Source organism: Enterococcus sp. DIV1094 (genome assembly GCF_017316305.2).
GTDB lineage: Bacteria > Bacillota > Bacilli > Lactobacillales > Enterococcaceae > Enterococcus_B > Enterococcus_B mangumiae.
Genome location: NZ_CP147250.1, coordinates 324,970 through 340,819 on the forward strand (window position 1 = coordinate 324,970; position 15,850 = coordinate 340,819).

A 15,850-nucleotide genomic window follows, 5' to 3' on the forward strand; every position below is an offset into this window, starting at 1 on the left:
TCCAAACACCGTTTATTTGGTTTTAAGAGACAAACAAGACTGATGCCCCTGAACCATTTTTACTTAATCAACGGAGACAGAGTGTTTCAAAGGCGCTGAGAACAGATAGATAATAGTCTCAACAGACCAACGCTTTGTCTCCTTGTACTCCTGACTGTCATCCATTTGTTCTCATCTCCTTTCGTTTACTAACTTTACTTCCTTGTCTGATTACTTGATACTTCAACTTCCCAACTAGATCACCCTCAAACACTTCTTTATTTGAAAAACTGGTCGGTGACAAACAAAAAACCTTTCGCCAAAACTCAGCGAAAGGTCAAAAAAGTGCACAAAAAAAAGCGTGGTCGATCTACTCGTTGAGTTTTGGCACTATACAACGTAAAAAGCAAAAGAGCTTTTAGCTACCTTATGAAAAGCCTTATCTCGACAATTCCTGTTCTACCCATTGGCGTCTCTCGACATTTTTGGGCAGTAGCCTATGTTTGTATAGGAGCCTCACCTAACAAATCTTATTCAGTTTTTCCTCACCTAATGTAACAACTATTTGACGGAATGTCAAACACATTTTCAAAAAAATAAATGAAAGTATAAGGGATTCGTTTGTCATGCTTTCTTTCTCTAGGTATAATGAGCATATCACAACAGTTAGGAGTGAAGGATATGGAACGTACACTTGTTATTATCAAACCTGATGGGGTAAGACGTCATCTGGTCGGTCGAATCATCCAGCGATTTGAAGAAAAAGGATTCGCCATAGCTGAAATGAAATTCGCTACGATGACTGAAAAACTAGCGAAAGAACACTATCAACATCTCTCTGGTCGAAGCTTTTTCGAGGACTTGATCGACTACATGACTTCTGGACCAGTCGTTTTTCTGGTATTAACAGGTGAAGATGTGATCGATCTCGTGCGTAAAATGGTCGGTGCAACAAAAGCAGCAGATGCCGTTCCTGGGACGATCCGGGGCGATTTTGCCTTACCTGGTACAGAAAATATCATCCATGCTTCGGATTCACGAGATGCAGCGAATACTGAGATCACGCGTTTCTTTCCACCATTCGATACGAAAAAAGTAGAAGAGCCAAAAAAATGAAGTCTTTGGCCGTTGACTGCTTGATTTCGTGAAATTTATTTTTGTTTTTTACCAGTACTTCTGAGATAGGTCACGCTTAACACGTTCAGTGAGAGCTTTGACTTAATACTAGAGGTACTGGTTTTCCTTTTGCATTAAGCCAAATATCCACTTGGATCTACTCTCTCTAACGTCCTATCGTTTGGTTTGGATCGACAATAATTTCTTTTCCAACTCTTCTCGTTCTTCTTTTCCTAATGTATATTCGATCACCGCAAACAATGACTGACATTCCCCTTCTTCCGTCGGTTCCCCCAATGCAGTTGCGATCAAATGCCGATAGTAATCAGACATCAAACTCTCATAAATAGCTGCTCTTTTGGGTTTTAAAGCTAAGCAACGATACATATCCTCGTTGATACTTCGAGCTTTTTTGTATCTTTTTTTGTCGATATAATAAACAGTCAAATTCTTCAAAAAAAGGAACAAACACTGATCATATCCTGACTTCATGGCTTTACGCATTCTTTTTTTGATTTTCAAGTAATTGTTTTCAATAAATGAATCACTGAAAATAAACGGAAATTCTGCTAACAAGTCGAGTTCATATCGACCAAATTCTTTCATTTTCATAAAATAATCTTCGATCATCCGTATCTCATATCCTAAAAACTCCACTTGGATATCTGGCTTCACATGTGATTTCCAATACATATGTATATTCAGTACGAGATAATACAGATCAGCTGTCCGTTTGAATTGCTTGCGATTATCTGCGATTTCTTTGTAAGGATCAAAATCTTCCTCCTGTACCTTGTTCAACAAATTGCGTGTTTTTCTCGTTTTACGTGGTTCTTCCAATTGGTTTCTTAGAGATTCATATTCTGTCAGCGTAATATTCAATCGATCAAGAAAAGCCATTAGCGTTAAAAAAGAAATTTTTTTGATCGTCCGACTCTCGATGCCAACTAGTGAAGTTTTTGAACAGATCCCCTCTGCCAATTGTGACTGTGTCAGCTTCCGACTCACCCGTAATTTTTTGATTAATTCTCCATCGTGCATAAGATGATGCCTCCTTTTGTGTGTGCATTTTTCAATAAGATTCTCTTAGTAAGATCAACGATCGTAAAAAGAAAAGAACTATCGAAATATTTATTGCATTCACTAATTAAGTACGCATAAATGAAAAAATATTTGAATATCAATAAAAAAACTTCTAAAAAGTGAGAAAACTCAACTTTTTAGAAGTTTGTTAAGGTTGTGAGAAAGCCGTTTATCATAGGTTGTGAAAGGAGCGGTTTGACCTGAGCAGTAAGATAGAAAAACAGAAAATAGCTTTTCATATTTTTTGTTTTTCTAGCTTAGTGTTGAAGGTCAGCTCCTTGAGCACCGTTTATCATAGGTTGTGAAAGTAGCGGTATTTATCCGAGTCTAAGGATTATCCACTGCCCCATTATCTGCTGGGTATAGGTTCGTTGTCGTCTGATCATGATTTTTAGAATAGACACTCGTTGAAGCGGAACCCTTTTCTTTTTCGATTTGTTTATTTCGTTCTACTTGGTTCTTATAGTCATACTGTGTAGGATCGATTGTTTTAAACCCATTTGGCACATAGAAGCGCAAGAGATTTTCTTGGTTGAGTTTATCCGAAAGACTCAAAGCTGTTTTTACTTGGTTTTGTTCTTTTTCTACCTTTTGTTCGGCTGTTTGATTCGCTTCAAGCAGCTGTCCTGTTTTCGTATCGTAGATTTTCCCACCTAGTACTGTGTAATCTGGAGCAACAAAATTCCCATTTCTAAATGCTACGACTTGATCATGTTGCGGTGAAAGTAGATCTGTACCAAAATGGATGTAATTATTGTCTTCGACTCCTAGTAAGTGGAGTAAAGTTGGTAGAACGTCGATCTCGCCACCATACTCATGGTTAACTGTTCCTTTTGTGTAACCTGGGATATGGAACATCAACGGTACTCTTTGCATTTGGGCATTGTCGAAATCACCCCATGTTTCTGGATCTTTCCCCAGTGCTGAAGCAAGGTCTTTATTATCTGTGTTTGAGATACCAAAGTGATCTCCGTAAATCACAAACATCGAGTGATCATAAATCCCCGAAGCTTTCAAATACGTAAAGAATTGTTCGAGTGATTGATCCAAATAATGGGCTGTCCGCACATAGTTATCCACCGTGCTATTTCCCGTATCCAATGAAGGAAAGTCAAAATTTTTGTCATCTGTATAATATGGTGTGTGGTTCGTCACTGAAAGAAACTTCGCATAAAATGGTTGTTGCAAATGTTCTAAATAGTTTGCTGATTCCCGAAATAGATCTTTGTCTAAAATCCCATACCCAAGCATTTCATCTGAATCATCAAAATATGACCGGTCAAAGAAATTTTCATAGCCTAAATTTTTATACACATGGTCACGATTCCAGAAACTACCAACATTCCCGTGAAAAACTGCGCTAGTATACCCTTGGGTTTGGTCCAAGATCGCTGGAGCAGCTTGAAACACATTATCAGATCCTAATTCTGTAAACAGCGAACCTTGAGGTAAACCAAACGTTCCGGTTTCCAACATATTCTCAGCATCACTGGTTTTTCCTTGCCCAACTTCATGGAAGAAATTATCAAAACTGATCGTTCCTTGGTCGGTGAAAAGACTATTCAAAAAAGGAGTGACTTCTTGTCCATCGACTTTCATATTGATCAAAAATTGTTGAAAACTTTCTAGATGCAACACGATCACATTTCTTCCTTTTGCCAGTCCAAACATCTCTGGATCAGGGGCAGCATAATGCGATTTCGTGTAATCAAGGACTTCATCTAGTCCATTACTACTTGCATGTGCTCTGACACTACTAGTGATTCCCGTTTTTATCCCGTCATAGATCGTATACGCATCAAGTCCAAGATATTTCACGATATAAGAACGGTCAAAGGTTCGTTGCAATAATTGCGGACGATTTGCTTCACTCATTGCAAGATTGCCAGAAAAAATCAAGGCGGACAAACAAGTGACCGCGATTGCAACTGGCTTGCGTATCGGCTGTGCTTTAAGAGGTACTTTTTTTACCAATACACGAATCAACAGAAAAGCAAAGACTGCGATATCCACCCAATAAAGGATGTCATGTGGTTTCATCAAAGAAAAAGAGCTACCAGATAACCCTTGAGACACCTTAGAGAAACCTAGAGCTGATTTAACGGTGATAAAATCTGTAAATTCACGATAAAAAATAATATTCAAATACAGCAATAACGTATTTAAAAAATCGATGATAAATAATACGATCAAACTTGTTCTGATCTTTTTAAAATACAAAGAAATCCCAAAGAATAATAGCGTTGTTGCAATCGGATTGATCCATAAAATAAAAGATTGGATACTACCTTCTACCCCTAAAGAAAAATCGGTGTAGTAAGCAAAAATCGTTTTCATCCAAAAGAAAAAGCCAGCAATCAAAACCACGAGTACTTGATGTTGGCCAATTTTTTTTAGCTGTGTCAAAGTCACCACTTCTCTCTAAATTATTATTCCTGTCTATTTTGCTCCTAAAAATTCGATTTTTGCTAAAAAAGTTTGATTTTTTACTCTTTTTTATAAATTAATAACTTGCGTTTTCTAGCTAGATTTTTCTCGTTTAAAAAGCCACTTCTTCTAAAACAAGGTGGTATCTACAAAATTTTTGTAGATACCACCTTGTTTCTTAGTAATGAATCCCTCTATTACAAGCTCTTCAAATGGCTGATCTCAATAGCCCTTTGAACTTTTTTCACGTAGCTACACCGTTCTCACTGCTAAGGTTCAGTCACTGTGACAGAACTGGTCGTACTGGTCGTCTCGTCAGAAACAGAATCTGATGTCGTTTCCGATATTTCTTGGATTTCTTCTGTCGTTTTCTGCCATTCAGCTAAACGTTGATCGACCATCTCTGGGTCTACTTTTTCAGAATAACTCGATGATACCTTCCCGTTTTTTAGCCGAGCGACTTTTTGCTTATCATCAGTCAACAGCAAAACGGTCAAGTGCTTATCCCCGTGTTGGACTTGTCTGATTGAAATGGCACTTAAGACATCATTCACATTGATGAATTGATTTTTTTCCTTGTCTTTTGGCAGATAAATCTCTAATTCACCCTTTTCGTAGTTTGCTACGACTTCGTAGTCTGCCCACCAATAGGTTGAAAATTCTTTTTTGAATTCATCTACTGAAGCTTTATTTGCAATGGTTTTTTCTGGTTCTTCATGAGCGAGATCAGCGGTCAATTTACCAGAAATTACTGCGGATAATATAAGTATTATAAAAAAGCCAACTAACCAAAAGAGAAGAAAAGGCCTTTTTTTTCGCATACCTTCTTCCACTCCCATTCAAATTTACCTAATCTATTATATACAAAAAATGAAACATTAAGCGTAGAAATTAAAGAAAAAGATAAAAAATAACGAAAAATTATTTTTTGAAAAGAAAAAAATCCCGAGATCATCGTCAATCTCGGGATGATATTTTTAAATTAAAAAATATCAAAAAAGAACAAATTTCTAATCAAACAGAGAATCCATTTTGTTCAGATACTTCTTTGAACCAGTATCCAGATTTTTTGATCGTTCGTTTGCCATCTGCTAGGTCAACTGAAATAAAACCATAGCGATTCTTATAAGCATTCGTCCATGACCAATTGTCCATACACGTCCACATATGATAACCTAAGCAGTTCGCTCCTTCTTCGATTGCTTGATGGACATATTTTAAATGTTCTTGAACAAATTCGATGCGGTAATCATCATGGATCATCCCATCTTCTTCAATAAAACGTGCTTCATTTTCAACACCCATGCCATTTTCTGAGATAAAGCAGTCGATATTACCATAGTTATCACGAACATTGATCAAAATGTCGTAAATGCCTTGTTCATAGATTTCCCAACCGCGATAAGGATTCATTTTACGTCCCGGCATTTCATAGTTATCAAAGTAATCTTCTGGCATTGGACCGTTCTTGTGATCAACTGCTGATTCTTTTGCTTTTACTCGCCGTGGTTGATAATAATTGATACCTAATAGATCGACAGTATTATTTTTGATGATCGCTAAATCTCCTTCTTCCATCTCAGGAAGAATCGCGAGGTCTGTCACGATTTCAATCAATTCTTGTGGAAAATCCCCTTTGACCGCAGGATCTAAAAAGGAACGATTGAAAAAGGCATCAGCAATTTTCGCTGCTTTCACATCTTCAGGATTGTTTTCATCTCTTGGATAACTAGGCGTCAAATTCAAAATGATCCCGATTTTTCCATCTTGCTCAGACTCATGATAGGCTTTGATAGCTAAAGCAGAAGATAACGCCTCATGATAGCCAACTTGGACTGCCTTTTTCATATCTGATTCTTCAGGATAATGCCAACGATATAAATAGCCAGCCTCAACAGGAACGATCGGCTCATTGTGCGTGAACCATTTTTTTATCTTTGTCCCGAATAATTCAAAACAAGTTTTAGCATATGTCTCATAGGCTTCGACAGTTTCACGAGCCAACCAACCACCTTTTTCCTGAAGGTACATCGGCATATCAAAATGATACAAATTGACAAATGGCTCGATGCCATGAGCAATCAGTTCATCAAAATAGCTGTTATAAAATGCGACTGCTTGTGGATTTACGTTACCTGTTTCATCTGGAATCAAGCGACTCCATTGAATAGATGTTCGAAAAGAATTATGACCAGTCTGTTTCATCAACTGCACATCTTCTTTATATTTCGTATAAACTTGAGACGCTTTTCCTGGACCTACTTGATCAAAGAATTTTTCTGGCTCTTTTGAAAACCAATAATCAAAAATATTGTCGCCTTTATCATCGCCAAGTATGCGTCCTTCTGTTTGTGGTCCACTAGCTGCGGAACCCCACCAAAATTTTTCTGGAAATTGATAAGTTGTCATCTTTGCACCTCATTGTTTTTTTCATTTATGTTTTTTTATGTTGCGCACTTTCAATATAGCAAACGTTTTCTCAGTTTACAACCATTATTATAAACCGTTTTCTATAAAAAGACTAGACCAATTCAAAGAAAAAATGTACGAAGTGACCTTCTCACTTTTTTCATTTGACAAGTCGAGCATAATGGCTTTTTTCTCCAACGTTGAAATACAAGAATCATTTTCTAGAGCTACCGGTAAAGCCAATCGCCCTTGCCAAATAGCACGGCGTATCTTGTCCCCTTTATTTCATATTACTGGATTCAATGGTATAATCACTTTATCCAATCTACTGGGGGCATTATTTTGAAAAAAACACTGATTTGCTTTACGTTGATTTTTGCTTTGTTCACTTTTTCTGGGTGTAGCCAAGCAAATCAATCAACTGAAGAAACAACGAATACCACCACTTTTCAGGCGGATGAATCTGATATAAAAAATAGTACCTATACGCTGAAGGTCCGAAAAAATATGGACTTAGCCAATGCGGAAATCATCTTTAAGGACGATACGATGGAATGGACCCGTACGTATGCAGAATCTGCAACTGATACGGCAAATTCTTCTCAAGAGAAAATCGTTCTAACCGATGTCAAGATCACGACTGAAGATGAACAGTATACGATCGTTGGTAAAAAAGATGATAAGAACCAAACTTTTCATTTTAGAAAAATCGGAAACTTCCGTATAGAAGACGAGGAAGGCAATATCTATACTTTATAGAACCATTGCACAATAAAGAAGCAGCAGACTGACAGTTTATTAGTCGGTCTATCTGCTTCTTTTATCGTTTTACATTCTTCTATAATAGACGAATATCATTTATAAAAAATTCTAAGTTTTCTTAATTTATTTTGTTTCTATTCTGTGTTTCTGCTATAGTAAAGAAGCACTTGATATATTAAGGAGAAAAAATATGCATACAGCAAATACTCAAGATTACTGTGCTTGTACGACACCCCAAAACGTACATACAGAAATCAACGACCAAGGAAGAGCCAATTTTTGTGACCATTGTCACAAAATGATCGAAGGCTCAAATCAACCTTTTGACTTTTCTATAAAGGAAGAAGAAGCGCATAAAGAAACGAGAAAATAGACAAGCATCAAAAAAAGTCGTCACTGACCACAGTGGCGACTTTTCTCTTACATAGTATTCACTAGTCTAACTTTTGACCTTTTGCGTGTTGATTGTCGGTGTAGTAACTTCCAGCTTGTTGCTCTTCTAATTCAGCTAACTTCGCTTCGATCTGTTCAATCACCACTTGTGCATCTTCAGGTCTTTCGACAAAATCGAAGGCATCTCCATCGATTTGGATCTTAGGACAAACATCGAAGTCTTCATACCATTGATCATATCGTTCATTTAATGATCGGTAATACTGATAAAGTGTTTCATCACTTTCCAATTGTTCATACTCACGTCCACGTTTTTTGATTCGTTCCAGCATCGTATCAAGAGAAACTTTGATATGCACGAGTAAATCTGGTCTTTTTTTAGGAGCAACATCATCTAATTCATGAAGCATCGTGTCCAATAAGTTATCGTATTGTTGAACTTCAATGTCTGATACACGTCCTAGATCAGCATTTAGATGAAACAATAAACTGTCTTCATAGATCGAACGATCCAATACGTTGTCGTCATGGTTCAAGGCATTTTTCATTGCTAAAAAACGTTTATTTAAAAAGAAAATTTGCAATAAAAACGCATATTGTTCTGGATTTGAGTAAAACAAAGGTAGTACCTCGTTGTCCTCTACATTTTCATAAAATGGTTTTGAATCAATCTTTTTGGCAAGCATGTCGGTCAAACTGCTCTTTCCTGCACCAATTGTTCCTGAAATCAATATCACTGACATCTAATCCCTTCTCATTCTATAAGTATTCGCCTTTATAGACGCTTTTTGGCAACATCTTGAAATCATATGTTTCGATTGCTTCGATCGATTTTACATATGAATGCAAACTTTGTGTGATCATCAAATTAGTCGGTACACTTTCTTCTTGGAAAATGATGATCGGTTTATCCATCATCGTGGCAACGCCTAATTCATAAGCAGTACCTGGATCGATCGTCTGATGTTCAAAATCTAATATCCCCACAACCAAATCTGCTGCCTGTAACTCTTTCATATCTCTTTCGTAGACCTCTTGTGCCCATCCTTCACTGAACATCTCATAATTACTATGTTGATGGTGCCTTGGTGAATAAAAACTATCCATTGTAGGATTGGCAGTCAATGCCTTTTCAACACGAGCAATGCGCTCGGTTTGTTCTTCTGAAAAAAAAGGTCCTGCTAAATAAATATAACTCATTATTTAATCTCCTGCATCATTGATTTTGTTTGTTCTTCTACTGCACATAATTGATCGATCAACTTAAAAGGATCATTTGAAAAATAAAGTTGATCTAGCCATTTTTCTGACATGAATCCTTCACTCACAAAGTGCCCAAGCAAATCTTTCAAATTTGAATAATACCCCTGAACATCCAAGATACCGATCGGCTTTTCTGGAATCAAACCGATGGCCATCCATGAAAGCAATTGTGAGAATTCTTCCAGTGTGCCCAGCCCACCAGGATAAACCAACACTGCATCACCTTGTTCAAATAGTAATTCTTTACGCTTATCGATCGTTTCCGTTGGAATAAACGTCGTTACATCTGTTTTAGGTAATTCGTCAGAAAACAGCCCCACAGGATAGATCCCCGTTACTTGTCCGCCATTTTCTAAAATCGTGCGACTAAATACACCCATAATACCGGAGTTTGAGCCACCATATACTAATTCGATTTGTTTTTCTACCATATATTTTCCAATCGTTTCAGCCAAAAGAAGATACTTCTGATCGTGTCCGAAACGGGAACCACAAAAAATTGTTAACTTCAAAAAAACACATCCTCACTTGTAGAACTACCTTTATTCTACTCTTGTTTTTTTAAAAGAAAAGACTAGATTTTGTTATCATTTAGTGTTATATAAAACAAAAAACACTATATATAGTGTTTTAACTTCAAATGATTTTTATTCTGATTATGTTGAACGGCTTTTTTAAAATAACTAAAAATAATAAATATGTAATGACTTACTTCGTACTATTTTCTTTCTTTCGACTTTCTTATGGATAACATTTCACTTCTTTACAAAAAGCGAATGCTCTTTTTTTCTTTTGTTATCTTTCATTTTTATCGTTCACCAAGTTTTTCTAGGATGGTTCTACAAAGGATAGAAAACAGCTAAATGATTGATGAAGTCAGACGCACGACTTGCCTTGATCCTTGAGAACTGTCTGGAAAAATCAATAAGAGATTACGCGAATGGCGTCATTCAAATTCTTACTTTTCACCACTGCGCTCAAAGATCAATCGTCCTTGGGTATACGTGTTGGACAAAAAAAGAAGAGCGAACGATTGTCCCTCTTCTTTTTGGCACAGTAAATAAAAGCCCATACATTTTATTCATTTTGTCGACAAAAAAGCTAGCAATCTCTTTTAAGATTCGATACAATGAACTCGGTCGATGGTTTCCATTGACTATGGCAAACTTGATTGGTCAATGCGTTGACTACTCAAGCCCTCAATTTTTAGCTGCCACTAAAAATTGGGGGGCCTTTTTTTATTTAACTGTTTCTATCTGCCACTTATGATACTGATTCCCAGATAGAGAGTCAAGCGAATCTGAAAAGCTACGAAAAACTGTACCGTTTTTCTCCCAGTTTTTTGTATAACTTTCATTATCGATTCAAATCGATCGTTGGGTGAGACAATAACTGGTCGACTTGCTTCCTAGTCGTCAACGGCACATCCCCTTGGATCGTATGAGCTAAACGGGAATTTCCTAAAGCAAACTCAACAGATCGATCCAATGACCAATTTTCACTATAGCCTAATAAAATCCCCGCAGCAAATGCGTCACCTGCCCCGATACGATCTAAGCTATCGAGTGTATACCTCTCTGTTTCGATCCATTCTGTTGGACTCAACAGATATCCACTAAGTTGTTTTTTCTCGTCGGTTGTGTGTCGCGTCGTTCCAGCAAACCACTCGATTTGATAATGGCTCAAGAATGCTTGGAATGAGCGAATTTTAGCCGATTGACTGGACACATCCATCGACCACTCTAACAATTCAGATAGATCACGAACGGAGCCAAAGATGACATTGCAATAGGGAAGTATTTCTTGATAGCGTTCTTTCATCACTCGTTTTTTATCTGGCTCTTGGTTTAGACTAGGGCGAAAATTAAAATCAAAACAGACTTTTTTTCCTTGCTCATGTGCAGTTTTTGCCACAGCGATCGCTACTTCCGCTGAATGTTCATTTAGGCTCAAACTGATGCCACAGATATGGACCAGATCAATTGTTTCGACAAAGTCCGCAATCGCATAATCGGTGATCATTGCCAAACCAAAAGAACTATTTTTACGATTTTGATAGGTGATTTCTGTTGGTCTGACTCCGTATCCCATCTCAGCAAAATAAGTACCGATATGTTGCTCTTTTTGGATCACATACCTTGTATTGATACCCAAACTCTTCAAGTTGGCCAATGCAGCATCTCCCAAACGATTATCTGGCAATGCCGTCAATAAGTAACTTTCTACTCCGAAGTGTGCTAAATTTCCGACTAGATTCACACCTGTTCCTGTATACGCCATCCGCAAGGTGTGCGTCTGTTCTAACAGGAGAGCTTCAGGTGGTGTCAGCCTCAACATCACTTCACCAAATGCGCCGATTTTCATGATCACTCACCTGTTTTCACTAAATTTTTCATCATATCCAACAGTTGACGAACTTCTTGTGGTCGGGTATCACCTGTTTCTGGATCAATGATCGAACTATACACATGAGGGATGATTTTTTTGACTCCTGCATCGACTGCGATCTGAACGATTTCTTCAAAGTTTGTGAGATCGATTCCACCTGTTGGTTCCAAATAAAAATCAAATGCTGCGCAAGCTGCTGCAACTGCTTCATATTCTTTCTTATGCGCTAAGCCTTTCATTGGAAAGTATTTGATCGAGCTGCCGCCCATGTCCTGTAACAAACGAATGGCTGTTTCGATCGGAACCATTGCGGCAGGACCTTGGCTACTCAAAGGACCCGTCGCAAGATTGACGTAGCCTTCTTTTCCAGTCGGGGAAACTAAACCATTGACGATCGTCTCAGATTGCCCTAAGACCGCCCGAGAAGCGCCCACACCTGTAAATACTTGATTGACATGTTGAGGTTGTAGTACTTGTGCTAAGCGAGTCACCATTTGGCTTTGGTTTGGATCACCAGCACCTAAACCAATCGATAAAGCATTATTAGTTGCTTCTTGGTATTTTTTCATATCTGCGATTGCTTCGTCATCACTCGGATAATTTTTAGATAAGACACCTAATAGGATATGCCCTTCCGCTGCCTCGTAACATTCTTTCGCATTTTCGACAGAATTAGCCAATACATTTAAACAAATTCTATCTTCAAGATAATTTGGGGTCAATGACATCATGATTACTCCTTTGATTGTAAGATTTCTTTTAGTCGGTAGATGATTTTATCCATCTCTTTTTGTGTCACAGAGCGAATATCGAACTCGATGATTCCATTGTTCGCTTGGTAGTCTCTTGTATAAATTACTGGTGCTTTTTCTTTTAGCTGCTTAATGATATCCATTGCTGAGCCCTTAATGACTTGGATACTCGCACGATAGATTTCCCGACCAGCTGGATCTTGAACGATCTTAGCCTCGATACCCGGAAGTTTTTCGAGTGCTTCAACAAATGGTTGAACTCTTTTTTTCATCGATTCGCCTGACTCACTGCCATTTGTTAAATAATCATCGACTGCTTGGACAAATCCTAGAACATTTTCTTTACCGATTTTCATTGAGCGACCAATCCCTTGCGACTGAAGACGTACCCAAGAAACAAGCGGCTCTTTGCCGATCACCATGCCGGCACTTGGACCTTCAATGGCTTTGGCACCTGAATAGATCACTAGATCAGCGCCTAGTGCAGTATATTTCAGCAAGTCTTCTTCAGCTGCTGCATCAACGATTAATGGTAACTCGTACTTATTAGCGACAGCAACGGCTTCCGCCACACTCAGCATACTTTTTTGTACCGTATGATGACTTTTGATGTACAAAATAGCCGCTGTTTGTTCAGTGATCATTTGTTCGATATGTTCAGGTGTACATTGGTTCGCATACCCCGCCTCGATGACATGCCCGCCACCTTGTTGGATCATCAACTCTACTGGCACACCGTAATCGACATTATGTCCCTTTGGTAAGATGATTTCTCTACGTTTGATTGTTTCATCGTAAGGATGATGCACATGATACAACGAACCTTGACCGATAACAGCAGCTACCGATTGAGCGATGCCAGCAGAAGCTGAAGAAACGATTTGTACATCGTCCACTTCTAATTGCTGCGCCAAATAGGCACCGGTTTTCTTCATCAGGTCGGCCATTTCAAAAAAGTGTTCGCCCCCAAAACGTTGGGCTTCTAACACCGATTCGGTCAAAGTGGAGACACCTAAGATCGTCATCCGACCAGAAGCATTGATCACTTCATTCAAACCAAATTTTTCATAAGTTACAGTCATAGTTGATGCCTCCTACAATCACATTTACAGGGATGATTTGCTGTATGGTCGTACGTGTATTGCCATTCGAATCTGTCAATTGCTTTTCTTGGTCATGGAAAGTATAGATCGTAAAATCTGCATCAAAGCCTTCTTTGATGTGACCTTTCGTTGTCAAATTGAACTGCTTCGCCGGCGCACTTGTTACTTTTTCAAGGATTTCTTCCCAAGAATAACCAACGACAAACAGTTTTTCCATAGTCGTCGCTAAATCATACACCGGTCCATTTTTGCGATTTCTAATGTAAATATCTGTACTGATCGAATCGGCTTTGATCCCTGCTTTAAGTGCAGCTTCAGCGACATCAAAATTGAAACTATCCGTGCCATGCCCGATATCAAACACGATCCCATCAGTAATCGCTTTTTTGACAAACGGTTTGATTTCGTTGGTCGACTGATCGATGATGCCGTTAGATTTCCCATTGAAGCAATGAGTCATCACATCATTTTTCTCCAGATTCGCTAAGATTTCTTCTAAGTTCGGCGGAGCAGAACCAATATGGACCATTAAAGGCAAGCCATCATTTTGGCTTTGGATTTTCTTTGCTAATTTTAAAGGTGTGATGCCATTTTCACCCACGACCGTTTTACTCATCCGTGCTTTAAGCCCTACAATAAAATCAGGCAATTCTTCTAGTTTTTGATGAACCAGTTCATTTTGGATTTTTGACAAATCTGCTAATTCATCTTGTTCAACAATACCCCATTTGGAAATATTCAGTAAAGCGAAAACATTTGTTTTTGCTTGTTTCGCGTGTTCATAAAAGGTATGGATGTTTTCTGCACCCGTTGTCCCAGCATCGATAACCGTCGCAACGCCTTTTTCTATCCCGATTTCATCTGGATAATCATAGTATAAAGTCATTTCCTCAAAACAATGGACATGGTCATCGATCCAACCTGCGGATAAATACTGTTCAGCTGACAGTACTAGTTCTTGTTTTGCCGACTCTTCGATCTGCTGACTGATCAGCGCGATCTTGCCATTCTTCACACCGATGTCCACTGGTTCTTTTCCTAACTCTCTGCCATTTCTTATGATTAAATCAAACATCGCAAACGCCTACTTTTCTTTAAATTTGAATTTTGACCAAGGATGGACGAAAGATAATAACACTTGTTCATCCGCAACTATGGAACCAACTTTATTTTTTCTTGGATCGTGATGTGGCGTTAATACGATCTGTAACTCATTTTTGTATTTCCCAAAGTGATCATTTCCAATAACTACGTCACCTGGTTGAAACAGCTGTTCATTGTCATGCGGAGGATTGGCATCCGCTTGATACGTTTTTCTTACTTCAGTTGAACGGATCACTTGTTCCGTAATATCACCTCTACGCACGTGTTGCTCGTCCAAAACGATCGTTCGCTCAACTTCATTGATCTGAGGAAGAAAATCAATCGCCAAAACAGTCTGATATCGATCGATTGCACCTAGAGCTTGCAACTCTTCTTCTGAAGCATAGGCATTGCCGATAATGACATCATCGATGAGATTGGTCGCAAATAAATGCTTGGCAGCTGGAACAACGCCTAACTGGCGGTGCATTTCCAATGTCGGTAATCCATCATTCACATCCCAAGGACCGATCGTTCCGGTTTGAGAAGTGATAAACGCAGCAGTGCGGATGCCTTGGCGTTTAAAACGAAGACTGCACGATTCAAAAAATTCATATGGAAGTCCTGTTCCTGCTTGCGGATAAAAGTTATGGCAGCCGTATAAAAATGGTGTATTTGCTTGGTGACTCAAAATATTTTCTAAATAAGCCACATCATTACTCATGTTCAACTCAATCGCTAACTGGTATGGATTGTAAGTCAGCAATGCTTCTTTTCTGCCATCAAACCCTAGATCCAGACGAATGCCGTCTGCCCCTAACTCATGAAAAAAACTCATATCGTCATAAGAAATATTCAACTGTTCAAAAATCGAGGGTGCCACATCTAAAATCGTTTCAAAACCAAGCGAAGCAGCATATTCGATCAATTGTTGAAATTTTTGTTTGACTTGTTCTGTATCTTCAGTTATTTCTAACATGCTCATAAAAATTCGAGTAAAACCGTATTTGTGTGCCATTTTAAGATACGCATGATCTTCTTGGGGATCGCTATGATCCGGGTAAAGAGAGATTCCTAGTGAACGTTTCATAT

Annotated in this window: 15 protein-coding genes and 1 riboswitch; of the genes, 3 read left to right on the plus strand and 12 right to left on the minus strand. The window is 38.4% G+C overall.

Translation table 11 applies throughout. The features are described 5' to 3' along the window. Nucleotides 1–341 precede the first annotated feature (341 nt). Nucleotides 342–514: riboswitch (M-box (ykoK) riboswitch) on the minus strand. 146 nt (nt 515–660) lie between these two features. Beyond that, nucleotides 661–1,095, plus strand: coding sequence for a nucleoside-diphosphate kinase (ndk, locus tag DOK79_RS01545; RefSeq protein WP_206854059.1), 435 nt, complete (start codon nt 661–663; stop codon nt 1,093–1,095). A gap of 174 nt (nt 1,096–1,269) precedes the next feature. On the opposite strand, the gene DOK79_RS01550 is transcribed toward ndk, so the two are convergent. The 4 genes from DOK79_RS01550 to DOK79_RS01565 form a co-directional block, all read right to left on the minus strand. Then, nucleotides 1,270–2,136 carry a helix-turn-helix domain-containing protein gene (locus DOK79_RS01550; protein ID WP_206854064.1) on the minus strand — a complete coding sequence of 289 codons (867 nt, stop codon included), beginning with the start codon at nt 2,134–2,136 and terminating at the stop codon, nt 1,270–1,272. A gap of 369 nt (nt 2,137–2,505) precedes the next feature. Next, nucleotides 2,506–4,584 (minus strand): LTA synthase family protein, encoded by a 2,079-nt coding sequence (locus DOK79_RS01555; protein ID WP_206854066.1) that lies wholly within the window; start codon nt 4,582–4,584, stop codon nt 2,506–2,508. Nucleotides 4,585–4,874: 290 nt separating this feature from the next. Further along, nucleotides 4,875–5,426 (minus strand): hypothetical protein, encoded by a 552-nt coding sequence (locus DOK79_RS01560; protein ID WP_206859508.1) that lies wholly within the window; start codon nt 5,424–5,426, stop codon nt 4,875–4,877. Nucleotides 5,427–5,619: 193 nt separating this feature from the next. Continuing rightward, entirely contained in the window at nt 5,620–7,014 is a 1,395-nt protein-coding gene (locus tag DOK79_RS01565) for a glycoside hydrolase family 1 protein (protein ID WP_206859510.1), read from the minus strand. Between the two features lie 342 nt (nt 7,015–7,356). Here DOK79_RS01565 and DOK79_RS01570 point away from each other — a divergent pair, with 342 nt between their 5' ends. Both DOK79_RS01570 and DOK79_RS01575 read left to right on the plus strand, forming a co-directional pair. Further along, nucleotides 7,357–7,773, plus strand: coding sequence for a hypothetical protein (locus DOK79_RS01570; RefSeq protein ID WP_206859512.1), 417 nt, complete (start codon nt 7,357–7,359; stop codon nt 7,771–7,773). A gap of 193 nt (nt 7,774–7,966) precedes the next feature. Beyond that, complete coding sequence (locus DOK79_RS01575) at nt 7,967–8,149, plus strand: hypothetical protein (protein WP_206859513.1); 183 nt, start codon at nt 7,967–7,969, stop codon at nt 8,147–8,149. A 61-nt stretch (nt 8,150–8,210) separates the two neighbouring features. Here the strand turns inward: DOK79_RS01575 and DOK79_RS01580 are convergent, their stop codons facing one another. The 8 genes from DOK79_RS01580 to DOK79_RS01615 form a co-directional block, all read right to left on the minus strand. Then, nucleotides 8,211–8,912: a deoxynucleoside kinase gene (locus DOK79_RS01580; protein ID WP_206859515.1), complete on the minus strand. Its 702-nt coding sequence runs from the start codon at nt 8,910–8,912 to the stop codon at nt 8,211–8,213. Nucleotides 8,913–8,928: 16 nt separating this feature from the next. Next, on the minus strand, nt 8,929–9,369 hold the full coding sequence (locus DOK79_RS01585; RefSeq protein ID WP_206859517.1) for a nucleoside 2-deoxyribosyltransferase: 441 nt from the start codon (nt 9,367–9,369) through the stop codon (nt 8,929–8,931). After that, nucleotides 9,369–9,944: a TIGR00730 family Rossman fold protein gene (locus DOK79_RS01590; RefSeq protein WP_206859519.1), complete on the minus strand. Its 576-nt coding sequence runs from the start codon at nt 9,942–9,944 to the stop codon at nt 9,369–9,371. The genes DOK79_RS01585 and DOK79_RS01590 overlap by 1 nt, the downstream gene beginning before the upstream one ends. A gap of 844 nt (nt 9,945–10,788) precedes the next feature. Beyond that, nucleotides 10,789–11,796, minus strand: a complete 1,008-nt coding sequence (locus DOK79_RS01595; protein WP_206859520.1) for a sugar kinase — start codon at nt 11,794–11,796, stop codon at nt 10,789–10,791. Nucleotides 11,797–11,798: 2 nt separating this feature from the next. Then, a complete protein-coding gene (dagF, locus tag DOK79_RS01600) occupies nt 11,799–12,548 on the minus strand; it encodes a 2-dehydro-3-deoxy-phosphogluconate aldolase (protein ID WP_206859521.1) in 750 nt (249 codons plus the stop codon). Nucleotides 12,549–12,553: 5 nt separating this feature from the next. Continuing rightward, nucleotides 12,554–13,654, minus strand: coding sequence for a DgaE family pyridoxal phosphate-dependent ammonia lyase (locus tag DOK79_RS01605; protein WP_206859522.1), 1,101 nt, complete (start codon nt 13,652–13,654; stop codon nt 12,554–12,556). Further along, complete coding sequence (locus DOK79_RS01610) at nt 13,638–14,750, minus strand: amidohydrolase/deacetylase family metallohydrolase (protein WP_206859523.1); 1,113 nt, start codon at nt 14,748–14,750, stop codon at nt 13,638–13,640. The genes DOK79_RS01605 and DOK79_RS01610 overlap by 17 nt, the downstream gene beginning before the upstream one ends. A 9-nt stretch (nt 14,751–14,759) precedes the next feature. Continuing rightward, entirely contained in the window at nt 14,760–15,848 is a 1,089-nt protein-coding gene (locus DOK79_RS01615; protein ID WP_206859524.1) for a DUF871 domain-containing protein, read from the minus strand. Between the last annotated feature and the right edge of the window lie 2 nt (nt 15,849–15,850).